The sequence below is a fragment of the Streptomyces sp. CB01201 genome (genome assembly GCF_002803085.1).
Classification (GTDB): domain Bacteria; phylum Actinomycetota; class Actinomycetes; order Streptomycetales; family Streptomycetaceae; genus Streptomyces; species Streptomyces hundungensis.
In genome coordinates, this window is sequence record NZ_NNBJ01000030.1 from 17554 (window position 1) to 39854 (window position 22301).

A 22301-nucleotide genomic window follows, 5' to 3' on the forward strand; every position below is an offset into this window, starting at 1 on the left:
GGGATTGTCAGTGGGCCAGTGCAGTATGTGATGAGGGGGTCCGGGGCCGTCCTCCGGGAAGACGCGACCGGGGTGGGAGGTGCCTGGGTGACGACGTACGACTGCGATGTGCTGGTGGTCGGCGGCGGGATCGTGGGTCTGTCGACGGCGTACGCACTGACGCGGGCCGCGCCCGGGACACGCGTGGTGGTCCTGGAGAAGGAAGACGGCCCGGCCCGGCACCAGACGGGGCGCAACAGCGGGGTCGTCCACAGCGGCATCTACTACAAGCCCGGCTCGCTCAAGGCGCGCTTCGCGGTGCGCGGGGCGGCCGAGATGGTCGAGTTCTGCGCGCGGCACGGCATCGCCCACGAGGTCACCGGCAAGCTGATCGTGGCCACCGAGCGCGCCGAGCTGCCGCGGCTGCACGCCCTGGTCCAGCGCGGCCGTGAGAACGGCATCCCGGTAAGGGAGTTGGGGCCGGCCCAGATAGCGGAGTACGAGCCGGAGGTGCGCGGGCTCGCGGCGATCCACGTCTCGACGACGGGGGTGTGCGACTACGGGGCGGTCGCGGCCCGCCTCGCCGAGCTGTCCGGCGCCGAGGTGCGCTACGGCGCGGAGGTCGTCCGCGTCGACCGGCGCCCCGAGCTCGGCGTCGCCGTACGCACCGCCGACGGTAGGGTCCTGCGCGCCCGGGCCCTGGTCAACTGCGCGGGGCTGCACTGCGACCGGGTGGCCCGGCTCGCGGGCGACGATCCCGGGGTGCGGATCGTGCCGTTCCGCGGCGAGTACTACGAGCTGGCCCGGCCCGGCCTCGTCAAGGGCCTGGTCTACCCGGTGCCCGACCCCGCCTTCCCCTTCCTCGGCGTCCACCTGACCCGGGGCGTCGACGGCTCGGTCCATGTGGGGCCCAACGCGGTGCCGGCCGCGGCGCGGGAGGGCTACGACTGGCGCACGGTCCGCCCGGCCGAGCTGGCCGGCACGCTCGGCTGGCCCGGCACCTGGCGGATAGCCCGCAGGCACTGGCGGTACGGGGCCGGGGAACTGCACCGGTCCTGGTCGAAGCGGGCCTTCACCGAGGCGGTGCGCCGGCTGCTCCCCTCGGTGACCGAGGCGGATCTGCGCCCCGCGCCGGCGGGGGTCCGGGCCCAGGCGGTGCTGCGCGACGGCACGCTGGTGGACGACTTCCTGATCCGGGAGTCGGCTCGCGCGATCCACGTCCTGAACGCGCCGAGCCCTGCGGCGACGGCGTCCCTCCCCATCGGCCGGGAGGTCGCGTCCCGGGTGCTGCGCGCCCTGCCCCCCGCCTGACCCCTCAGTCCTGCGGCCCTGCTTCCGGCAACCCCGCCGCGGCTCCGACTCGGGCTCCGGCAACCCTGCCGCGGCTCCGACTCGGGTTCCGGCAACCCTGCCGGCGCTTGCTCCGGCCCCGGCCGGCGGGGTTCCGGGCCCCTGCCCGGCCGCCGCACCGAGGCGAGCCTCTTGCGCAGTTCCCCACGCCCCCGACCCCGCCGTCACCCGCGGACCGTGCGTGGCTGATCGCGCAGTTCCCCGCGCCCCTAAACCCGTCGCCATCCGCAGACCACGGGCGCTCCTCGCGCAGTTCCCCGCGCCCCCAAAACCCCTCGCCGCCCTCACACCATGCGTGGCTGATCGCGCAGTTCCCCGCGCCCCCGACCCCGCCGTCACCCGCGGACCGTGCGTGGCTGATCGCGCAGTTCCCCGCGCCCCTAAACCCGTCGTCATCCGCAGACCACAGGCGCTCCTCGCGCTGTTCCCCGCGCCCCCAAAACCCGCCGTCACCCTCACACCATGCGTGGCTGATCGCGCAATTCCCCGCGCCCCTAAACCCGTCGCCGCCCGCAGACCACGGGCGCTCCTCGCGCAGTTCCCCGCGCCCCTGAGGGGGCCGTTCTGGCCGAGGTGTCAGGGGGCGGCGCCTGCTGGCTCCGGCGAGCCTCGGCATGCCCAGGGGCGCGGGGAACTGCGCGAACGGCCCCACGGTCCGCGGGCGACGACGGTCCTCGGGGCGCGGGGGCTGGGGCCGCCGTAGAATTGGACGCATTGTGTCTGAGCAGCCCCGCACCCCAGAGCCCCCCGCCCAGGCGACCGAGAAGGTCCTGCCCCGGGACAAGGCGCCCCGCTTCCCCGGCGGCCCCGCCGCCGACCCCGCGGGCTCGCACCACGAACGCCGCATCCGCAGCTTCCAGCCCCGCCGAAGCCGCGTCACCACCGGCCAGGGCGAGTACCTGGAACGTCTCTGGCCGCTGTGGGGCTTCGACATCGACGGGCTGCACAAGATCGACCCGGCCGAGATGTTCGACGGCCTCCCCGTCGTCCTGGAGATCGGCTTCGGCATGGGCGAGGCCACCGCGCAGATGGCCGCGGACGACCCCCGCACCGGCATCCTCGCCGTGGACGTCCACACCCCCGGCCAGGGCAACCTCCTCGGCCTCGCCGAGCGCAACGGCCTGAGCAACATCCGCGTGGCCAACGGCGACGCGATCATCCTGCTGCGCGAAATGCTGGAGCCGGACGCCCTCGACGGGCTCCGCGTGTACTTCCCCGACCCGTGGCCCAAGAAGCGGCACCACAAGCGCCGCCTCATCCAGCCCGAGTTCCTCTCGCTCGCCGCGACCCGGCTGAAGCCCGGCGCCGTACTGCACTGCGCGACGGACTGGGAGGACTACGCCGAGCAGATGCTGGAAGTCCTCGACGCGCACCCCGACTTCGAGAACACCGTGGACGGCGGCGGCTACGCGCCCCGGCCCGCGTTCCGGCCGCTGACCCGGTTCGAGGGCCAGGGCCTGGACAAGGGACACGTGGTGCACGACCTGATGTTCCGCCGGGTCGCGCACGGCGAATAGCGCGCAGGGGCGGGGCAGTACGCGCACAGCGGGTAGTGCAGGCACCGTCGCGCATTGTCAGTGACCCTCGTTAGGGTCGTCTGGTGTCCTTCGAGTCGCTTCCGCATCGCCCGCCTCCCGGGCAGGCGCCCCAGCAGGCCGGGTCGGCCCTTCCGGCCCAGCCAGTTCCGGCGTGCGCGGAGGAGCCCCGCTTCGACGGGGTCCCGCCGGACCGTGCGAAGTGGCGCTACCGTCCGCGCCGCGACTTCTGGCGCTCCAAGGCGGTCCGCGCGGGCGCGCTGATCACCCTGCTCGCCCTGTGCGGGCTCGTCATCCTCGCGCTCGTACGGGACCAGACCGGCACCGAGGGCTTCCTGGTCGGGCTCGGCCTCGCGGTGCTTCCGGTGCCGCTGCTCGGCGCCGCGTTCCGCTGGCTCGACCGGGTCGATCCGGGCCCCTGGCGCAACCTCTTCTTCGCCCTGGCCTGGGGCGCCTGCGCCGCCGCGCTCGTGGCGATCATCGCCAACTCGTTCGCGACGCGCTGGATAGCGACGGCCACCGCCGACCCGTCGTCGGCCGACCACCTGGGCGCGAGCGTCATAGCGCCGATCGTCGAGGAGAGCGCGAAGGCGGCAGCCGTGCTGCTGCTCTTCCTGTTCAGGAGACGGGACTTCAAGGGGGTCGTCGACGGAGTCGTCTTCGCCGGTTTCACCGCGACCGGCTTCGCCTTCACCGAGAACATCCTCTATCTCGGCAACGCCTTCGGCGAGGACCAGGCCAGCCACAGCGGAGGCCTCGCCTCGACGACCGCGGCGACCTTCTTCGTACGGGTCGTCATGTCGCCGTTCGCCCACCCCCTGTTCACCGTGATGACGGGCATCGGCTTCGGCGCGGCCGCGCTCGCGCCGGCCGGCAAGCGGCTGCGCCGGGTGGCGTTCCCGCTGCTCGGCCTGGTGTGCGCGATGGGCATGCACGCCCTGTGGAACAGCTCGACGCTGTTCGGGGTGTACGGCTTCTACATCGTGTACGGGGCTTTCATGGTCCCGGTGTTCGGGCTGCTGACCTGGCTCGCGATCTGGAGCCGGCAGCGCGAGCTGCGTACCGTCGCCGCCGAGCTGCCCGCGTACGCCGCGGCCGGCTGGCTGGGCCCGGCGGAGCCGATCGCGCTGTCCTCGATGCGGGCCCGCGCGACGGCCCGCGACTTCGCGCACCACCGCTTCGGCGGGAAGCGCGCGGCCCGGGCGGTCGCCGAGTACGAGGCGTTCGCGACCGCGCTCGCCTTCCTGCGCCACCGCGCGTACCGCAGCCGGGGTGCCACGGGACCGGGGCCCGACTTCGCCGCCCGCGAGCAGGAGTTGCTCCACCATCTGTGGGAGCGCAAGCCGATCGCGGGCCCGGCGCTGCTGTACGCGGCCGGAGCGACGGGACGCATCTGGGTGCCGCCGCAGCCGGGCCCGCCGCACCCCTACACCCAGCACGCGCAGTACGCCCCGTACGCGCCGTACGCGCCGCATTCGCTGCCGCATCCGCACTACGCCCCGTACGGACAGCCGGGCCCCGCCGCGGGCCAGGGCCCGGGCCCTGGCCCGTACAACCCGTACCTAGGCTGAGGCGGCGGTCAGCTCGGAGAGCTGGGCGTCGGTGAGTTCCAGGTCCGCGACCGCGAGCAGCGCCGGGAGCTGTTCGACGGTACGGGCCGAGGCGATGGGGGCGGCGACGGTGGGCCGGGCCGCCAGCCAGGCGAGGGCGACCGTGGCGATCTCGGCGTCGCGCTCCTGGGCGATCCGGTCGAGCGCGGCCAGCACCTTGCGGCCCCGCTCGGTGTCCAGGTGCTTGCCCGCGCCCCCGGCCCGCGGGCTGTCGACGCTCTGGCCCGGGCGGTACTTGCCGGTGAGGAAGCCGGAGGCGAGCGCGTAGTAGGGGACCGCGGCGAGGCCCGCGTGCGAGGCCGTGTCCTGGAGGGCGCCCTCGTAGGTGCCGCGCGAGACCAGGTTGTAGTGCGGCTGGAGCGCCGCGTACTTGGCGAGGCCCTCGCGGTCGGCGAAGTCCAGGGATTCCTGGAGCCGTGCGGGGCTGATGTTGGAGGCGCCGAGCGCACGGACCTTGCCCTCGCGCACGAGCTCGTCCAAGGCGGTGACGATCTCCTCCACGGGGACGGAGGTGTCGTCGAAGTGGGTGTAGTACAGGTCGATGTAGTCGGTGCCGAGGCGGCGCAGCGACTCCTCGGCGGCGGCCTTGATGGTGCCCGCGGCGAGGCCCTCGTACTGGGGGTGCGAGCCGACCTTCGTGGCGACGACGACGTCGGCGCGGTTGCCGCGGGTCGCCAGCCACTTGCCGATGATCGTCTCGGACTCGCCGCCGGAGTTGCCCGGGGCCCACTTCGAGTAGCCGTCGGCGGTGTCGACGAAGTTGCCGCCGCCGGCGAGGTAGGCGTCGAGGACGGCGAACGACTGGGCCTGGTCGGCCGTCCAGCCGAAGACGTTGCCGCCGAGGGCGAGGGGGAACACGGAGAGGTCGGCGGAGCCGAGCGGGCGCAAGGAGGTCATGGCCCCCCTAACCTCCGCCGCGGGGCCGCCTATTCCTAGCCGCGAGGTGCTTGCCCACCCATCACCCGGCGTTGCTCAACTCCGGCCCTGGGGCTCCGCCCCAGACCCCGATCGCGCCTTGAGGGCGCTCGTCCTCAAACTCCCCCAAGGCCTTAAGGGCCAGAGGGGACCCCCATGACCGGCTGGGGATGCCTGTGCGGGCCAGCACCCAGGCATTTCGGGGCGCGGGGCTGTGACATCCGCGCGGGCTCCGACGCGGCGGGCGGGACCATGCCATTCGCGCCCCTGCACCGCAGTGGGCGCGACCGCAGGGCTCTGAGCCACCTACAGGGGCGCGGGGAACTGCGCGACCAGCCACGCACGGTCCGCAGCCGACGAACTCTCCCCCGGAGGCCACGCGGCGGAGCCGCAGGGTGTCACAGCGGGAGGGGGTGGGGTGGGGAAGGAATGAGGCCCGCAAGCACCACGCACCACGCACAGCCACAGCCACAGCCACAACCACAACGGATCAACTCCCCCTGCCGGGCAGAGGGAACCCGGGCTGAGGGTTCAGGAGTTCAGGGGAGCCAAGGGCCCAGGGGACCAAGGGCTAAGGGGGCTAAGGGGGCTCAGGGGGCTCAGGGGTTCAGGCCCTTCGACTGGAGCCAGGCCATCGGGTCGATACCCGTACCGGACGGCGTATGCACCTCCAGGTGCAGATGCGGCCCCGTAACGTTCCCGGTCGCCCCGACCCGCCCGATCACATCCCCCGTAGCCACCTTCTGCCCCACACTCACCGCGAGCGACGACTGGTGGCAGTACCAGAGCTCGCTCCCGTCATCGAGCTCGATGACCGTGCGATACCCGTACGCCCCCGCCCACCCCGCCGACTTGACCGTCCCGGAGTGGATCGCCTTCAGCGGCGTACCCGTCGGCGCGGCGAAGTCGAGGCCGGTGTGGTGGCCGGAGGACCACATCGAGCCGGCCTCGCCGAACGTCGAGGTGAGCGTGTACGAACCGACCGGCAGCGAGTAGCTGGCGGCGAGCTTGGCCAGCCGCTCCTCCTCCGCCTTCTTCGCCGCCGCGTCCTCCGCCGCCTTCTTCTCCGCGGCCGCCTTCGCCTCGGCCGCGTCCTGCTTGGCCTTGGCCTCCTCGGCCGCCTTCGCCGCCGCGGCCTTCTGCGCGGCCGCCTTCGCCTCGGCTACGGCCCCGGCCTTCTGCTGCGCGGCCTGCTGGAGGATGCGGGCGCGCAGCGCCTCACCCGCGTCGGTGGCGCCCTGCTCGGCCTCGCTCGTGGTGAGGCCGGTCATGGTCAGCGGTGCGGCGGCGATCTGCTGATCGGCCTGCGCGGCAGCGGTTTTGGGGCTGCTCGGAGTTTCGTGCGAGGCGACCAACTCGCCGACGCCGGGCAGCGATCCGAGGTCGGGCAGATTCTCGCTGATGGAGTCGGGCAGGGATATGGAGACCGCCGGCTTGGTCTGCGCGGTGGCCATGCCACCCGCGCCGACGGCCGCGATGACGCCGACGCCGAGAACGGTGGAGCTGCGGGCGAGCCCGCCGCGCTGCTTGGCGACTCTGTGCCGGCCGCGGACCGGGCGGACGGACTCCTCGGTCGGGTCCCACTCCTCCCAGGTCTCGTTCTCGCCGGGTGCGTCCCCGAACAGGGAAACGGGAGGGAGGGGGGTGCCGAGGGCAGGCTCGTTGGACGCCACGGGGGGCGCTCCTTTCCTTCCGTCTCGCCTACCGGTTAGCGGTGGGGGTCCCCCCTGGCCCTTAGGGCCTTGGGGGAGGGTTCGGAGCAGGAAGATCTCCTACGAGCGCCCATGACGGACGTCCGATTCACCCCAAGTTGGTGGTTCCCCGGTTCCCCGAAGGGGATTCGGCGCAGGCGCGCGGTGCCGCCGTGGCGGCGGCTGGGACGACCGCGCTGCGTTATCGAACGTTAATAGACAGCGGGGGCGGATTCCAAGCCGTTCCCACTGATCGTTAACGGCCACGGCCTGGACTTAGTGTCCATCGCCAGGGCAAACCGGGCGACTTGACGGCCTCTCGGATTCGCTCGCGTCACACCCACTTTCTGACGGTGTGTCAATTGTTATGCGCAGCGAGACCCTTCGGGCACCCACGGTGACAGCCCGCTCGGCCGTGCCGCGGACCCACTCGTGACCCGTCGCCGGGCCTCACTTCACAATCCTGACCGTGCGCCGGCGATCGGGCTGCCCCTCGGCCGGGCGACCCACCGCGAGCAGCGCCATGTCGTCGCTCGTGCCGCCGCCCGTATAGCGGCGTACGTCGTCGACGAGTGCGTCCAGGACCTCGTCCGGGCCCGGGAAGATCGCGCCGCGAAGACGGGTGGCGGGCTGATAGAAGACGCCCGCCTCGTCGCGCGCCTCGGAGAGCCCGTCCGTATAGAGCAGCAGCGTGGAACCGGGCGGGAAGGGGCGTACGTCCGAGCGGTCGGGCCACACCCCGAGGTCGGCCATGCCGAGCGGCAGCGCGGGCTCGCTCGGCACGAGCACGTCGAGGGTCCCGTCCTGGTGCAGCAGGAACGGCTCGGGGTGGCCCCGGTTCACCAGGCGTACGGTGCCGTCGCCGCGCGGGATCTCGGCGAGCAGCGCCGTGGTGAACCCCTCGACCGCGTCGAGCCGGTCGCGCCGGGTGCCCTCGCGGGCCAGCGCCCGCTCCAGGCGCTGGGTCACCGCCTCCAGGGACGACTCCTGCTCGGCGGCCTCCCGGAACGCGCCGATCACCACGGCGACGGCCTCCACCGCCTGGAGGCCCTTGCCGCGTACGTCACCGACGATGAGCCGGACCCCGTAAGGGGTGTCCTGCACGGCGAACAGGTCGCCGCCGATGAAGGCGTCCGCCTGCGCGGCCTCGTACCGCGCGGCGACATGGAGTCCGCCGATACGGGACGCGGGCGTGGGCAGCACGGCGCGCTGCGCGGTCTCCGAGATCACACGGGCGGAGGCGAGGCGCTCGCCGCTGCGGCGCAGGATGCGGTTGATGAAGAGGGCGAGCGCGCCCACCGTGAGCACGGTGAACAGCTCGCTCGCGCCTTCGCCGAGGTTGGGCAGATCGTGTATGAACCAGAGCGCCACGACGGCGGCCACCGAGCAGGCGCCCACGGTGGCCGTGCCCCGGGCCGAGTAGAACGGCGCGGCGATGACCGGGGCACCCGCGAACAGCGCGGCCGCGGTCAGGTCCGGCGGGGTGGAGGCGTCGAAGACGAAGCCCACGACGACCAGTAGTACGGGTAGCGCCCGTACCAGGCGCCCTTCGCCCTCTGCTCGCTGCCGCACCCGTCCAGCCTGGCCCTTTTCGCCCCCGAAGGCGACTCGACGCACCCAGGCGGGTGCCAGGGGTCGGGGCCGGTCCGCTACGCCCACCCCCTGTGACCGGACACTGACAGCCACACCACGCCCCTGACAGCCACCGGATCAACGCCGTCCGCCGAGTCAGTGCCGACGACAGCGGTGCGGGCCCGGGCGTCCCCGGGCACAGCTCCCCCGGGTGTGGCGATGGTTGGCGGCCCGCTCGGGCACACAGGGCAGCTCGACCCAGCCGCCCCGGTTCAGCCGGCATCCGTGCGTCGGAGCCGAAACCCCGGCGACCGGCACGACCCGGGCCGGTACGGGCGGCCCGCCCGACTCCGCGCACCCGCCGAGCCCGAGCAGGCAGACCGCGACGAGCACCAGCGCACCCGGCGCCCCTCGCGGAGCCCGCGCCCACCAGCCACTCCTCGCACGCCCACCCACTCGCACCCCGCTCACCCACCCACCACTCACTCACGCGCACGCGCTCACTCGCCCACTCGCTTACTCAAGGCGAGCGCGAGACTACCCTCCGCGAACACCGTCGTCGGCCGGGTCGCCCCCATCCGCATCGGTGAGATGCCGCTCGGCGTACACGGTCAGGGCGTCCCGCACGAACACGGCCGTACCTGCGCCGTGTTGGTCGTAATTGGCGCCGAAGCGGGGGTCGTCGACATACATCTGCCCGAGCCCGATGACATACGAGCGCCCGACACCCGTGGTGGTGGACAGCCAGGCGACATGGCGTCGGGCGATGCCCTGCGCGAGGTCGCCGTCGGCGGCGGCGCCCGCGCCGTGCGCCCGCCCCCAGTCCCGGGCGATGTCCTCGTGCTCCTTCAGGAAGCCCTTGCGCTGCGCCTCGGTGAGCGAACGCCACCAGCGGTCGCCCTTCTCGTAGGCGTCCCGCCCCCAGCGCCGGCTCACTTCCTCCTCGTACTGGGTGTGGTCGAAGCCGTCGAACACTTCCTCGGCCATGAGTTCCTCTCCCCTCTCGGTCTTGTGCAGGGTGGTCCGCACGGACGCGATCTGCCGCGCGATGCGCTCACGCTCCTGTTCGAGCAGGCGCAGATGAGTGCGCAGGGCGGCCGCCGGATCACGTTCGCCCTCCAGGAGCTCGCCGATCACCGGCAGCGAGAGCCCCAGCTCACGCAGGAGCAGGATCCGCTGGAGCCGGACCAGGGCGTCCTGGTCGTAGTAGCGGTAGCCGTTGGTCCCGATGCGGCTGGGCGCGAGCAGGCCGAGATCCCCGTAATGCCTGAGGGTGCGGCTCGTCGTTCCGGCCTTCTTGGCGATCTCCTGGATCGACCACTCCTTGCCGTTCACATCGACCAAGCTAGATCTTGACGTTGCGTAAAGGTCAAGGCGCGTTGCGCCGCCCCGGCGACCGGGGAACGCGAAGAGGCCCGGCACTTGGTGACAAGTGCCGGGCCTCTTCGTTCAGTAGCGGGGACAGGATTTGAACCTGCGACCTCTGGGTTATGAGCCCAGCGAGCTACCGAGCTGCTCCACCCCGCGTCGGTAAACACAACTGTACGCCATCGGGAGGGGTGCCTCGAACCATTTACGGCGGCGCCCCTTCGAGGGCGGGCCGGCCGGGGCCGATCGAGGCCGGCCGGGGCTGGTCGGGGCCGGCCGGAGCTGGCCGGGGCCGGCCGGGGCTGGTCGGTTGGCTATCGTCCGACGGGTGACCACCCCCGCAGCCTCTCCCTCTCCCCCTCGGCGCCCACTGCTCTTCCTCGACGTGGACGGCCCGCTGATCCCGTTCGGCCGCCCGGAGGGGTACCCGACGTACCCGGGCGGCGACACCACCAACCCGCTCCTCGCCCGGCTGAACCCGGCGTACGGGCCCCGGTTCACGGCGCTCGCGCGCGACTGCGACCTGGTGTGGGCGACGACGTGGATGCACGACGCGAACGAATGCGTCGCCCCCCGCCTCGGCCTGCCCGAGCTGCCGGTGCTGCCCTGCCCGGAGGAGCGCGCGGAGGACGAGGCCGAGCGGAACGGCCTGCACTGGAAAACCCCGGCCCTGGTCGCGTACGCGGCCGGGCGCCCCTTCGCCTGGCTGGACGACGAGATCAGCGACCCGGACCGGGCCTGGATCACCGCCCACACTCGGGCCCCGGTGCTGTTCCACCGGGTCGACCCGCGCGAGGGGCTGACGGAGGCGGACCTCGGGGTGGTGGAGGGGTGGGTGCGGTCCACCATCGCGTAGGCATGCCCACCACCGGACCTCCAGCGGATCCCCTGGCATCGCAAACGCCACAATCCGCCATCAACTGCCTGACAGAAAAGGCTCTTTCAGGCAGGACTCCCTGCGCACCATCACGCCATGCCCACTGAACCAGTCTCGGCCGCCGCCCAGCCTCTCCCCGCTCCGGCCGGCGCCACCTACGTTCCGCTCGCCGAACGGATGGCGGCCCGGCTCGCCGGCGAGGGCTCGCCCGTCGTCGACCGGGTCACGGCCGCCAGCGACACCGCCCCGTCCGCCTCGGCGTTCCAGTCGGCCCTGTAGCTCCCAGCGTGCGCCCCCTGCCTTACCCCCGCCCTGCCCTGCCTTGCCCGACGAGGCTGCTGACCACGACAGGTGAAAACGACACAGGTACCAGCGCATACGTGCTCAACTACCTTATGAGCCTTGTGATTTGACATATCTGCCGGTTAGCCTCACCCGGCTGGCCTCACCTTTCAGCAGAGTGACGGGGCGAAACCATGGTCGATGCGCCGACGGGCAGCGGCGGGGACGGCAAGTGGCTGATAGGGGCCGTCGGCACAGCGCTGGCTGTCGCCGCCTTCTTCGGCATACACAACTTCTCGGAGCTCAAGGACTGGGTCAACGGCACCACCCACACCGTCAGCACATCGCAGCCGATACCCTCCGCCTCACCGAAGGGCAGCTGCTCCACCACGTTGTTGTACTGCGGCACAGCGCACTTCTCTCAGGTAGGGCCTCCTCAGTTCGAGGGCCCCTGCAACAGCGTGAGCAACGGCGGATGCCCCGTGTCCCGCGTAGTCACCAACATCGGCACCGAAACCGGCGGGGCAACGGTGAACTTTCTCCTCGACAAGCAGGGCGACACCTCCGCGTCCGAGTCGGCTGGAAGCGTCGGAAGCTGCACGGCCATCGTCCCCTCGACCCCCAAGGGTGGATCGGTGACCGCCAGGTGCACCATCAACGCCTCGTACCAGGGCAGCGTCTCGCTACGCAGCACCGTCAACAATCCCACTGGTTGACCACTGGTTGACCACCTGGCCGGACTCCCCGACCAGTGGCCCACCTCCGCGTTTGCAGGGCACCCACGCCCACGGTGGCTATCCCGTCACCGTCCGCCGGGACCGGCACCATCAACTGGGCAACCCTCCTCGTCGATCGGAGCCACGCCGCGACCCGCCCCGTGGTGCTGAAGGCCGGCGACCACATCGAGACGTCCGTCCACACCGACGCGGCCCCCGCCGACGCTCCTGCGGCGCACAGCATGGCGTCGCCGATCCGGCAGGTGACCGCGTAGCCATTGCTCGTCATGGGCCACTGCTGGCGGCTCCTCCCAGGAGGCCCAGTGCGGTGAGAATGGTGACGCAGAGGGTCATCACCAGGATGAATGCGCCGCCGCCGTAGAGCACTGAAGCCGCGATACCCGAACCAGCCGCATAGCTCAGCACGCCGGCCACACCCGCTATGAGGGTGGAGGAGACCAGAGCCAGAAGGAGGAGGAGCACCTGCGCGGCGAATGGGGACCGTGCGCCGTGCCCGCTCGACGGATCTCGTCGAGCTACGCCGCCGCCTCGATGACGCCCTCGCCACCGCCCGCACCTTTCGCTACCCCGACCTCACCGACGACGCCAACGCACGCCGCCGGACCGAGATGGCAGCCAACGCCCGCAAGCAGGCCGCCGCCGACCTCGACAAGATCGAGCGCGAGACCAACACCGCCGCCGACAAGGTCCGCGCCTACGCCGACCGCACCGCCGCCCCCGCACCGCGCGAGGCTGCCGAGCAACTGCTCGCCGAGACTCGCCAGGCCCGTGCATGGGACCGCGCCCGCGCCCTGCTCGATGCCGGCCGCAGCACCATGGACGTGATCAGCGGCGCCGACCTCGACACCCTGTACGCGCTGCGCGCCGAGCTGCCGACTTACCTCGCCGCCCAGCGCACCAAGCCTGAAGGCATGGCGGGCATGGACTAGACCGAGACCGACCCCGCCCCCCCCATGCTGCGCACCCTCGACCGCGCCCTCGTCGACCGCCTGCCCAAGGACCAGGGCGCCGCGCTGCGCATCCGCCTCGACCTCGACCAGGCCGAGCCCGGCCTGCGCGAAACCCTCGCCGGGCTCCGCCGCGCCGTCAACGGCACCGCCGACCCCAGCGACGGACTGCGCTCCGCCATCGCCGCCCGCTTCGCCGACCAGCAGGCCACGGCGCGTGCGACCTAAAGCGCTGAAGCCGCTTCCCCTCGTACCGGGGAAGCGGCTTTCGAACTCAGCGCGGGGGAGCCAGGGCCCTGATCATGGAGAGTGCCTGTCGCCCGGTCTTCTGACTGTTCGTGTGGGCCGGCGGAACCAGGATGCCGATCAACCAGATCAGACCCAGATACAGGCACAGGACCGTCAAGGGAAGCGCGATGGCGACGAGCCGAACCGCGTCAAGAACCATGGGAGTTGTTCCCACCGAAGCGGTATCCGGAAGCGGTGACGGTGCCCCTGCCGTGCCATGCGCACTGCCGGCAAGTAGCCCGTCGAGCGGCCCCTGGGTTGACCTCGGAGGCTCGCTGGGTACTGTCATGTTCGACCTTTCTCTATCCCTGAGTTGGTCCAGGACGGCTCCCGCGCCAACGGGGGCCGTCTTCTTTTTCGTTGACGGCCATGCGTCCCATGGGATAGATCGTGGCACCACTTTCGAGGTCCACCAATCTGGTTATCCACAGGGCTTGTGCACACCTCCCTCAACTCTGTGGAGAGCTAGGGATTTTCTGTGGATGAGACGGTGGAAACACCTGTGGGGTAAGAGACTTGGGTAGCCCGAGCAAGCTCCTAACCTGCACATTCCTTCAATCCGGCCTGTGGGCAGAAGAAATCCTCAAACAGTGGAGAGATTTCTACCTGGCTACCTCCTTGCGGCAGCACATGTAACACTCACAACGGCCATCAGGGAATTACATCGCGAACTAGAGCCAAGTCGTGGTCAATGCACGATGGTTCGCCCAAGCCCGTGCAGAAGTAATCAGGGCGCCCCGGTGCGGGAGCGGATCGGCTTTCTCTCGGCTCTCCCACACAGCGAGCAGGGCGTGCGCGAAGGTGCTCACCGCGTCCGGCAGCGCGTTCCTGTACGCCGGGACTCGGCAAGCAAGGGCCTCGGCCTGCTGGGGAGTGTGGCCAGCGTGGATGAGGCGCGGCACGGTGAACGCGGTGTCGGCCCAGTCAGGGCCGGGGCAGGCGAGGGCCCAGTCGACGAGCCGGAATCCGTTGGGGGTGGCCAGCATGTTGAGCGGCGACATGTCGGTGTGCACGAGCGCCCGGCCGTCGATGTGGAGCGCCCGGCCGTCCGGGATGAGTGCGCCCCACCGAACAGGGAGCGGCTTCTTACCGACATCCCCGGGCCAGGCCGCCGCCGACATGACGTCAAGCGCGTCGACCAGCGGCGCGAGGTCAGCGGACCCGGGGGCGAGGTCCGGGTGACGTCCGGGCACGTACTCGTACCCGATGAGCAGCCATCCGCCCGCCTCGGCCTGCCACAGAAGCCGAGGGGCGAGGGGCGCGCGCTCGGTCACTCGTGCTTCGGTCCGGTACACCCATGCCGAGGCGTCGTCGTCTCGGGTGCCCTTGACGAACACGGGCCCTGACGCGGTGCGCAGGGTGCAGGCCAGGTGCGACATCACACCCTTGTCGGCGCTCTCCGCCGCCTCAACTGTCCCCGTGTACGCCTCAACCGCGCGCCGTGCTGCGGGCGGAAGTTCCTGCCACGGTGTGCGCTCCACCCGCGTCTCTCCTCGTACGGAACGGAAGCCGGCCCCCGGCTCGGCCACAGCGTGGCACAAGTCGGGGGCCGGCACAGCGGACTGTCAGACCAGCCGAGCAGCGTTGTGCTTGGGGCTGTTGTGGCAGTTCGCATGACACTGCGAGCAGTCGGCGATGTCCAGCTCGGGCCAGAAGTCCATGTCGACCACGAACCCGGCCGAGGCGATGGCGTCCACCGTGCGGGCGCGCAGCGCCTTGCCGCCGCCGTGCTCCTCCTTGTCGAGGAAGCCCGGCTGATGGTGGACGAACTTCCCGAGCGTCTGCTCGCAGAAGTCCTGATACGCCTTGGTGTGCAGCAGGAAGGCGTGCCAAAAATCATCCACCAACGGGGACGGACTCAACGGGGTGGGGCTGTGTGCGCCGGCGGCGAGGAAGGCGAGCATCTGCCCGATGCCTCGGTGCGCCTGCTCCTCGGTCATGTCCTCGAACTTGGCGCGCATGTTGGCCGCGAGGGTTGCCCGCAGCTCGGGGTCGATCAGGGTCCGCGCGTCGGTCGCGGGGCGTTCCTGTACCACGGTCACGGTCCTTTGCCTCCTTGATGGGGTGGTGCGTCGGACGTGCGTGGTGCGGCACCCGGCCGGATTCGCGCGGTGCGCTCCGAGCCGAGGCGAGACCCCGCCCACCCGGTGGGTTGTGTCAGGCACCGCCGGGCGGGTGGGGAGATTCAGAGGCCCGGAACGGCGAGATCGGGCGTTGTCAGGGTCGGCCCGAGGGGCGTCTCGGTTGGCGAGCCTGCTGTCGACAGCAGTTGCCAGAGTGACGAGCCCGATGACCGTTCCGAGTACCCACAGCCAGCCGAGGAAGCGGCCGAGCGGATCGTGCGCGGCGTGGTGGCGGGTGGCGTGGCGGGCGCTCATAAGGCGCCGCCGCGGGCTTTGTCGCGGAGTTCGATGATCCGCCCAACTTGGTAGTAGAGGAGCTCAAGTTGGTCCGGGTCGAGGACGAGGAGTGACTCGACGTTGCCTCCGTCCTCGAAGTACACGAGGACAGGTAGCGCGCCCTGCTGCGCGCGGTGGTCGTACGAGACGTCACGCCTTGCCGAAGCGACGTAGGTGACCTGAGCCGGAACGGGGCGCAGGGTGGTGCCGTCGGCCGGCGCCGTCCACTCTTCACCGCCGCCGGGCGGACGCAGGTGGTACGTCGCCGCGTCCGCGCCCGGCAGGGCGATCACGACGCCGATCTCACCGCGGTGGGCAGTGTCACGGGCGAGGTCGCCAAGCCGGGGGAAGAAAGGGGCCGCAGTGCCTAACTCGGCACCCTGGGAAGGGAGATGAGGGGCTGCTCGTCCTGTCATGCTCCGAAGCTAGGAGCGCGCCAGGGGTCGAATATGAATCGGAGGAATACTGCCCTCATCCGTCCAGGTGAAAGCGGTCTGACATGCGGCGCAGCTTCTCGCGGGTGGCGATCCGCTCGGCGTAGACGATGGCGCGTAGGGTCGAGCGGGCCACCGGGTGGTTGCGTACGAGCTGCGGGGCGATCCGCTCGGCGGTCTCCAACTCGCCGAGGGCGCGGTCGCGGCTGCCGTCCCAGAGCCAAGCACGGGCAAGGTCCATGTGGTGGTGCCCCTGGCGGGAGTTGGGCAGCGCGGCGACCACCTCGGGGCCGGTCCGGCGGTTTATGGCCAGAGCCTTGGTCTGGTCGCCCATCTCAAGCGCCACGCTGATGGCATGGATCTGCACGTTGCCGGGCGAGAACGTCACGGAGTGCCGGTCGTACACCGGCGGCCCCTGGTAGCCGCTCAGGCGGTCGGCGGCTGCCTTGGCGTGGCCGATGCGCTCCTCGGTCTCGGCGGCCCGCCCGCTGCGCGCAGCGGACACAGCGGCGCGCAGTTGCAGCGTCCCCCACATGCGGACAGCGAGCGGCTCGCCCCGCTCGTAGGCGCGTTGCACGCCGGCGAGGGCCTTGTCGGAGAGCGTGAGGGAGTCATCCCAGTCGGCGGTTGCCCACATGTCCCAGACCCGCATCCAGTCGGCAAGAGCGGGCATGACGGGATCACCGGACAGGCGGGCGGACCACGCGGCACGCTCGGCCGCCATGGCGATGAGCTCCGGATGCCCGAGCGCGTGCGCGGCGGTGTGAGCGAACTTGCAGGCAACCGCGTAGATCGCGTACGCCTCCTCGCGCTCGTGCCCGGCGGAGACCTCGGCCAGGGCGCGGGCCTCGCGCAGCAGGTCGGGCAGGACTCGCAGGATGGCGACGTTGGCCGCCGCGTCCCGCAGCCGATGCAGGCGGGTCATCTCGCGCCACAACTCACCGGAGGGGCGCGGAGTGCCGTCGTAGACCGGCGTCAGGTCGTACCGTCGCAGCTCGCGCATGATCGAGCTGGCGGACACCTGCCACTGATTCTCGGCCGGACTGCTGGTGTACGGACGGCCGATCAGGTCGTTGGGGTGCACGTGCAGCTCGGCGGCGATCAGGTTGAGCAGGCCGACGCGGTCGAGCTCGATGAGCCCGCGTTCCATCTTGGAAACCCAGCCCTGCGTCTTGCCGAGCGCGGTAGCGAGGTCCGCCTGCGGCATCCCCAGCCGGAGCCTGGCGCGACGGACGCGCCGGCCGATCTCCTCGGCTTCCTCCAACATCACAACCCCCAAGCAGTCGCGGGCCTGCTGTGCTCACGCGTTCGGCAGGGCATCGCGCCTCCGTCCGTTCAAGCTCACACACCAGCACGGTACCCACGCGGGCGGTTGGGTGTGGAGTGCTCATGACTGTTCGGCTACGCCGGTCAAGCAGTCGGCTCCCGTTGTGCGCCGAGCAGTCGAGGCGGCCCTTCTCTTCTTTCGGCGCCCGCCCCTGCTGCTTGCAGCACCGCGACCGCCGCGTCGGCTGTCTCGCGGGCCACATCGTCGAAGATCGTCACCGGCAGATGGCGAGTGAGTTCCTTGCTGCGCCACAGGCTGAGTCCAGTCAGCCGACGCAGCGCCTGCCAGACGTCGACCCTGCGCGCCCCCATGGCGGTGAGCACGACTGAATAAGGGGGCTCGTCACAGATCAGCTCGAAGTACTGGGCTTCCATCGCTCCCCCTGTCGTAGTGACACCGCAGCACCTCGCCGACCATGATCATCTTCACTCGGGCCAGCAGCGGGCCAGCAATTGATCTTGGAACGCGAATCAGCCCCTGCCCGGCGCGCTAAGTCGCAGGTCAGGGGCTGATCGGGCGGTAGGCCATGTCGGACTCGAACCGACAACCAACGGATTAAAAGTCCCCGGACCTCTCAGACCGCTATGTTCCGGGCCGTGCCGCCCTGTATCAGCGAAGTACGAACTGCCCTGCTCAGAGCGCCTGTTGTGGAGCCCCGGACGCTTTCGCCGTGCCGTTCCGTGCCGCTTCGTGTCGGCCACTTCCGGGACGTTCGGCCGAGCAATGGCCGAGCAGAAAGGCCCCGCCACCTGCGGTGACGAGGCCTCGCGTTGTCCACTACCAACGCTACTCCGCCGAGGCGGCCGCGTCACTCCTGCGGACCGGAGCCGGAGGGCTGGACCTGCGTTACACAGGTCCAGCTGCCAGGCACGTCAGCAGGGCTACGAGGTTCCATCATTACTAGTGACGGAACCCTTGCGCGCCCGCGGCACTGCGGCCGCCGAGCGCTCCGTCAACTCCTGCTCGTACTCCTGGAACAACTCCAGGTACGTGTCGGCGGTCAGCGTGATCGTGCTGTGCCGCAGCTTCACCTTCGCGTCGTGAACGTCGCCCCCGCCGGCCTTCACGAGCGCCGCCGCGCCGTGCCGTAGATCGCGCAGGTTGATGGGCGGCAGCCCGGCCGCCTCGCCCAGCCGCTTGAACTCCCGGCTGATCACGTCCGGGTGAAGCCACGACCCGTCCTCGGCCGTCCAGATCTTCCCCGTGTCGACCCAGTCCACGGCAGGCTGCCCCTGATCCCTCAGCTCGGCCGCCCGAGCGTTCCAGGCATCCCGCTCGGCCAGCTGCTGCACCCGGCGTTCCCTGAGAACCCCGACCGTGCCACGGTCAATCACCACCGCCGCCATCGACGACTCCGTCTTCGGCACGCTCTGGACCGGCGTCCAGCCGTCCACCACGATCTCGGTCAGCACGTCGATACGAGGCGGATTGCTGTCCAGGTGCGTGTTGGCCCACTCAGCCCCGACGCCTTCGCCACGACGGAAGCCGTGGTGCGCAATGACGTGGTAGATCGAATACAGCCGGTGCCCCTCCGCCTCGTCGAGGAACGCACCCAGCTGCACCGGAGTCCACACCATGACGGGCCCCGGGATCTCGCCCGTCTCCCGCCAGCGCGCCACCCTCTCGTCGGTCCACAGCAGCCCCTTCGGCCGGGCGGCCGGCGCCAGTTCGACATGGGCCGCGGCGTTGAAGGTGATCAGCTGCTCGGCGATCGCCTTGTTCAGGGCCGTCCGCAGCGTGCGCCGGATGCTCTGGCACGTCGCCGGCCCCGTGACGCGCCGGAACGGGGGCATCCCGGCGAGCTTGGCCCGCTCGGCCGCCAACTGGGCACGCTCCGAGGCCTTCGGTGCGCCAGGCCGGCCGCGCGTACACCGGGCAACCTGCTCGCGGCGGGCCTGGTTCTCCGCCTCGATGGTGTCGTTCCGGTCGCGGATCGCGTCGAACATCGCCTCGACGTGCCCGACGGACAGCCGGTCCAGGCGCAGGTGTCCGAGGGCGGGCTTCAGGTGGACGCGGATGTGCCCGCGGTAGCCGTTGTTCGTGGTGGTGCGGGTCTTCTTGCTCTCCATCCACCGGTCGAGCCAGTCCCCGACGGTCACCTTGCCGTCGAGCGGTACACCGACGCCGAGCTTGCGGGACACCTCGGTGGGCTCGGGAATGTCGCCGCGCGTCTTCATGAGGCCGGCGAGAAGGTCGCCGACCCTGCGCTGTCCGTCCTCGTCGTCGCCGGGCAGGTCGAGGATCGCGCGGATCCGGTCGAGGTCGGTCTGGGCGTCGGTGCTCTTGGCGTACCCGGTGCGCCGGAACCGGCGCCGGCCGCCCTCACCGTCCGGCGGGAGCTCCTGGTGGAGTTCGTGGCTACCGTGCGTCCGCTTAGACAGCTGCGGGCACTTCACGCCGAGCCGCTTGCCATCCGCGCCGCGGCACTCGCAGCGCTTCGTGATGCCGCCAGCGCGGCGAGATGTAGGCATAGCTACTCCTGGCTGAGCCTTCTCTGCTTCGCCTGGCAATCCTCGCAATTGCGCAGGTGATCCTCGACAACATCCCGGCCCGAGCGAGGGAGTTCTTTCAGCACACTCTTACCGCCACTCCCACTTAGCGTCGGACCTCTTTCATTGTGGACTGCGGCCGCAAGCCTGCCCTGAAGATCCTGGTACTGCCTGCTGAGTTCGGAAAAGACTGCTTGGGCACGGTCTGACTCAGCCTGCGACATGGCAACCAGCTGCCGAGCACGCTCCAACTCGGCCGCAGCCTGTCTCGACCGCAACGTGGCCTGTGAAAGATCTGCCTCAACCGCCATCAGCTCCCTGCGCACCTCGTCCAGACTCGGCGCGGAGGCTCTGCCTATCGCAACGGATCGGTGCCGCAACATATCCGCCACGGTGGTGCCGAGTGCAGTGGCGATGATGTCCGCCTCTGACATACGCAACGCTCGCTGCTCTGACTCCAGCTTGGCGATCGTCTGCTGGTACATGTTCCCGCCCAGCGCAACGATCTTCTCGGCCAGCTCGGCCTGCGAAAGCCCAAGCATCGCTCGGAGCCTCTTCATGTTGCTTACGAACCGATGCTCCGCCGTGAAGTGAGCGGGGTCCGGATTCTCAGCCAACGCAATCAACACCTTTCATGCATCACACGCTACATCCTGATGTTGTTGTTGCGCTACACCGCCACCGGGTACATACTCGTGGTGTTCAACGCCAACACCGTTAGGGGGTGGAGTGGTGTCGATGCCGCTTCCCAAACTCGCGACTAGGTACCTGACCACGGCAGATGTGGCCGAGCGCTACCGCACAGCCGCTAGCACTGTCCGCTACTGGCGTCACATTGGCTACGGCCCCAAGGGGGTCAAGGTCGGTCGCCGCGTTCTCTACACCGAGGCGTCCCTCGCACTTTTCGAGCAGCAGCTCGAAGACGGCAGTGCAGCATGACCGCCACCGCCCGCCAGGGCCTTTCCGCCGCTGAGGCCCTTGCCCTGCCCGTGATGTTCAACGTCTGGCCGACCGTCGGCCGGGCCTGCGGCATCGGCCGCACCGTCACGTTCGCCCTGGCCGCCAAGAACGAGCTGCCCGTCCCGGTCTTCAGGGTCGGCCGCCAGCTCCGCGCCAAGCGCACCGACCTTCTGGCCTTCCTGGGCCTGGAAAACAGCGATGCCGCCGCAGCGGTAACTGCGACGGCACCTGTCGAGCACAACACCGAAACCGCCGTGCAGCAGATCGAAGGTGCCCGATGACAACTGTAGCGCCCGACGCCACTCCGAGAAGTGCCGTCCGCTCACCCGAGCCGAACCTGACCGAGACCATCATCCGGCTCCTGGCCGACAACAACATCCCCGCCGAGAGCATCCACGACGTCCGCAGGACGCTCGCCGCCGGGCAGGTCTACCTGAACGCCACAGAGCAGGTGCGCGTGTGCGGCGACGGCGACACCATCGCGTTCTTCGAGGCCCTCGACGTCGTCGTCGACCACGTCGCCGACCGCCGGTCCCTCAAGCCGCTGCGGGCCTCCTTCGACAAACTCAACGCGGAGATCACCGCAGGCGCCGAACCCGGCCACTACCCGTGGTGCGTCCCCGGCGAGTGCATCACCCAGACCTGGGACGACGGCGAAACCGCCATCGAGCACGTTGGTACCGCCCTTCAGCCGATCCTCCTCGACGGCGCAGGCGCCAAGATCACCCTGCACGCGCAACTCGGGTCCGACGAGGCCCTCTTCGACGACACGCCCACCGTCTATCTGTACGCCGACGACGGCGACGCGCTCCTGCTCAACACCGACCGCCTCGACGCGTCCATCCGGGAGCTGTCCGCCTTCGTCGACGGCCTGCGGGCCATGCGGCGCCAGATGAACCAGGGGCGACGGTCATGAGCGAAGCGCCCAGCACGCCCCTCGTCCTCGACGAGCCGGAGTGGCCGCTCGACCCGGCCGCCGAGACGTACAGCGTCACCCTGCCCCGGGGCAGGAGCGCCCTGATCTCCGCCGAGATCTACGAGTCCGACGACCCCGAACTCCGGAAGGTCTACCTCGCGGTCTACCCGGGCCCCGACTCCGGCGACGACCTCGACGTCGCGGGCGCGGACAAGCTGATCGCCGACCTCGAACAGTTCCTCCCTCGCCTTCGCGCCCTGCGCAACCACCTCGCCCAGGAGGGGACATGAACGAGCGCCCGATCGGCCAGTGGCCGGTGAACGAGCCCGTAGACCTCGATGTCCTGCGCGACGCGGAGGGTCCCGAGGTGGCCTCCTACATGAAGCGCCAGTCGGAGCTCGCCCGCTTCCACATCACCCTCGGCAGCATCCGGGCCGACCTGGAAGAGCAGCCCAGCCCGGCCTGCGTCCGCATCGCAGCCCGCCGCTGGACCGACGCCATCATCCAGCTCGCCGACGAAACCGCCCGGCAGTTGCGGAACACCGGCTGACGATCGGCGGGCGCCGCTGGGGGCGGCGCCCGCCACCGCGCGAACTTCCCCTACCCCTGCTCGAAGAAGAGAGCA

At 70.6% G+C, this 22301-nt stretch carries 26 protein-coding genes, 1 tRNA gene and 1 riboswitch; of the genes, 14 read left to right on the forward strand and 13 right to left on the reverse strand.

Going from position 1 to position 22301, the window contains the following annotated elements:
* The first annotated feature begins 30 nt into the window (after positions 1-30).
* The 3 genes from lhgO to CG740_RS37080 all read left to right on the forward strand — a co-directional run bounded on the left by lhgO (position 31) and on the right by CG740_RS37080 (position 4435).
* Positions 31-1290 (forward strand): L-2-hydroxyglutarate oxidase, encoded by a 1260-nt coding sequence (lhgO, locus tag CG740_RS37070; RefSeq protein WP_100579836.1) that lies wholly within the window; start codon positions 31-33, stop codon positions 1288-1290.
* 755 nt (positions 1291-2045) lie between these two features.
* Complete coding sequence (trmB, locus tag CG740_RS37075) at positions 2046-2846, forward strand: tRNA (guanosine(46)-N7)-methyltransferase TrmB (protein ID WP_234376714.1); 801 nt, start codon at positions 2046-2048, stop codon at positions 2844-2846.
* An 83-nt stretch (positions 2847-2929) separates the two neighbouring features.
* Positions 2930-4435, forward strand: a complete 1506-nt coding sequence (locus tag CG740_RS37080) for a PrsW family intramembrane metalloprotease (protein ID WP_100579727.1) — start codon at positions 2930-2932, stop codon at positions 4433-4435.
* Here CG740_RS37080 and CG740_RS37085 read toward each other — a convergent pair.
* The 5 genes from CG740_RS37085 to CG740_RS37105 all read right to left on the reverse strand — a co-directional run bounded on the left by CG740_RS37085 (position 4427) and on the right by CG740_RS37105 (position 10179).
* Positions 4427-5371, reverse strand: a complete 945-nt coding sequence (locus tag CG740_RS37085) for an aldo/keto reductase (protein ID WP_100579728.1) — start codon at positions 5369-5371, stop codon at positions 4427-4429. The two genes, CG740_RS37080 and CG740_RS37085, sit on opposite strands and share 9 nt — an antisense overlap.
* Before the next feature lie 617 nt (positions 5372-5988).
* Positions 5989-7062 carry a M23 family metallopeptidase gene (locus CG740_RS37090; protein ID WP_100579729.1) on the reverse strand — a complete coding sequence of 358 codons (1074 nt, stop codon included), beginning with the start codon at positions 7060-7062 and terminating at the stop codon, positions 5989-5991.
* Between the two features lie 10 nt (positions 7063-7072).
* Positions 7073-7245, reverse strand: a riboswitch (cyclic di-AMP (ydaO/yuaA leader).
* A 285-nt stretch (positions 7246-7530) separates the two neighbouring features.
* Complete coding sequence (locus CG740_RS37095) at positions 7531-8739, reverse strand: PP2C family protein-serine/threonine phosphatase (protein WP_385021542.1); 1209 nt, start codon at positions 8737-8739, stop codon at positions 7531-7533.
* A gap of 450 nt (positions 8740-9189) precedes the next feature.
* Complete coding sequence (locus CG740_RS37100; RefSeq protein ID WP_100579837.1) at positions 9190-9987, reverse strand: MerR family transcriptional regulator; 798 nt, start codon at positions 9985-9987, stop codon at positions 9190-9192.
* Positions 9988-10105: 118 nt separating this feature from the next.
* Positions 10106-10179, reverse strand: a tRNA-Met gene (locus tag CG740_RS37105).
* Between the two features lie 169 nt (positions 10180-10348).
* Here CG740_RS37105 and CG740_RS37110 point away from each other — a divergent pair.
* The 6 genes from CG740_RS37110 (at position 10349) to CG740_RS37140 (ending at position 13091) form a co-directional block, all read left to right on the forward strand.
* Complete coding sequence (locus CG740_RS37110) at positions 10349-10876, forward strand: HAD domain-containing protein (protein WP_100579731.1); 528 nt, start codon at positions 10349-10351, stop codon at positions 10874-10876.
* Positions 10877-10993: 117 nt separating this feature from the next.
* Positions 10994-11176, forward strand: a complete 183-nt coding sequence (locus CG740_RS37115) for a hypothetical protein (RefSeq protein WP_100579732.1) — start codon at positions 10994-10996, stop codon at positions 11174-11176.
* A 197-nt stretch (positions 11177-11373) separates the two neighbouring features.
* Positions 11374-11895 carry a hypothetical protein gene (locus CG740_RS40070; RefSeq protein ID WP_159030528.1) on the forward strand — a complete coding sequence of 174 codons (522 nt, stop codon included), beginning with the start codon at positions 11374-11376 and terminating at the stop codon, positions 11893-11895.
* 74 nt (positions 11896-11969) lie between these two features.
* Positions 11970-12170, forward strand: coding sequence for a hypothetical protein (locus tag CG740_RS40075; RefSeq protein WP_159030529.1), 201 nt, complete (start codon positions 11970-11972; stop codon positions 12168-12170).
* A gap of 219 nt (positions 12171-12389) precedes the next feature.
* Positions 12390-12845, forward strand: coding sequence for a hypothetical protein (locus CG740_RS37135; RefSeq protein WP_100579736.1), 456 nt, complete (start codon positions 12390-12392; stop codon positions 12843-12845).
* 24 nt (positions 12846-12869) lie between these two features.
* Positions 12870-13091, forward strand: coding sequence for a hypothetical protein (locus tag CG740_RS37140; RefSeq protein WP_100579737.1), 222 nt, complete (start codon positions 12870-12872; stop codon positions 13089-13091).
* A 46-nt stretch (positions 13092-13137) separates the two neighbouring features.
* Here CG740_RS37140 and CG740_RS40080 read toward each other — a convergent pair whose 3' ends face one another.
* From CG740_RS40080 to CG740_RS37175, 8 genes are all read right to left on the reverse strand, one after another.
* Positions 13138-13311 carry a hypothetical protein gene (locus tag CG740_RS40080; protein ID WP_159030530.1) on the reverse strand — a complete coding sequence of 58 codons (174 nt, stop codon included), beginning with the start codon at positions 13309-13311 and terminating at the stop codon, positions 13138-13140.
* A gap of 511 nt (positions 13312-13822) precedes the next feature.
* A complete protein-coding gene (locus CG740_RS37145) occupies positions 13823-14632 on the reverse strand; it encodes a hypothetical protein (RefSeq protein WP_100579738.1) in 810 nt (269 codons plus the stop codon).
* A gap of 84 nt (positions 14633-14716) precedes the next feature.
* Positions 14717-15193 (reverse strand): glycine-rich domain-containing protein, encoded by a 477-nt coding sequence (locus tag CG740_RS37150; protein WP_100579739.1) that lies wholly within the window; start codon positions 15191-15193, stop codon positions 14717-14719.
* 332 nt (positions 15194-15525) lie between these two features.
* Positions 15526-15843, reverse strand: a complete 318-nt coding sequence (locus CG740_RS37155) for a hypothetical protein (protein WP_234376716.1) — start codon at positions 15841-15843, stop codon at positions 15526-15528.
* Between the two features lie 178 nt (positions 15844-16021).
* Positions 16022-17251 (reverse strand): helix-turn-helix domain-containing protein, encoded by a 1230-nt coding sequence (locus tag CG740_RS37160; RefSeq protein WP_100579740.1) that lies wholly within the window; start codon positions 17249-17251, stop codon positions 16022-16024.
* A gap of 143 nt (positions 17252-17394) precedes the next feature.
* On the reverse strand, positions 17395-17685 hold the full coding sequence (locus CG740_RS37165) for a ribosomal protein L7/L12 (protein ID WP_100579741.1): 291 nt from the start codon (positions 17683-17685) through the stop codon (positions 17395-17397).
* Positions 17686-18192: 507 nt separating this feature from the next.
* Positions 18193-19782: a site-specific integrase gene (locus tag CG740_RS37170; protein WP_100579742.1), complete on the reverse strand. Its 1590-nt coding sequence runs from the start codon at positions 19780-19782 to the stop codon at positions 18193-18195.
* A gap of 2 nt (positions 19783-19784) precedes the next feature.
* Positions 19785-20417 (reverse strand): helix-turn-helix domain-containing protein, encoded by a 633-nt coding sequence (locus CG740_RS37175; RefSeq protein ID WP_159030531.1) that lies wholly within the window; start codon positions 20415-20417, stop codon positions 19785-19787.
* Between the two features lie 121 nt (positions 20418-20538).
* Between CG740_RS37175 and CG740_RS41360 the strand changes: the two genes are divergently transcribed.
* From CG740_RS41360 to CG740_RS37200, 5 genes are read left to right on the forward strand one after another with little or no spacing between them, the layout of a single operon-like run.
* Positions 20539-20739, forward strand: a complete 201-nt coding sequence (locus CG740_RS41360) for a helix-turn-helix transcriptional regulator (RefSeq protein ID WP_100579744.1) — start codon at positions 20539-20541, stop codon at positions 20737-20739.
* Entirely contained in the window at positions 20736-21041 is a 306-nt protein-coding gene (locus CG740_RS37185; protein ID WP_100579745.1) for a hypothetical protein, read from the forward strand. Before CG740_RS41360 ends, CG740_RS37185 begins: the two co-directional genes overlap by 4 nt.
* Positions 21038-21676 (forward strand): DUF6907 domain-containing protein, encoded by a 639-nt coding sequence (locus CG740_RS37190; protein WP_100579746.1) that lies wholly within the window; start codon positions 21038-21040, stop codon positions 21674-21676. Before CG740_RS37185 ends, CG740_RS37190 begins: the two co-directional genes overlap by 4 nt.
* Positions 21673-21966, forward strand: coding sequence for a DUF6907 domain-containing protein (locus CG740_RS37195; protein WP_100579747.1), 294 nt, complete (start codon positions 21673-21675; stop codon positions 21964-21966). Before CG740_RS37190 ends, CG740_RS37195 begins: the two co-directional genes overlap by 4 nt.
* Positions 21963-22226, forward strand: a complete 264-nt coding sequence (locus tag CG740_RS37200) for a hypothetical protein (protein WP_100579748.1) — start codon at positions 21963-21965, stop codon at positions 22224-22226. Before CG740_RS37195 ends, CG740_RS37200 begins: the two co-directional genes overlap by 4 nt.
* The last annotated feature ends 75 nt before the right edge of the window (positions 22227-22301 follow it).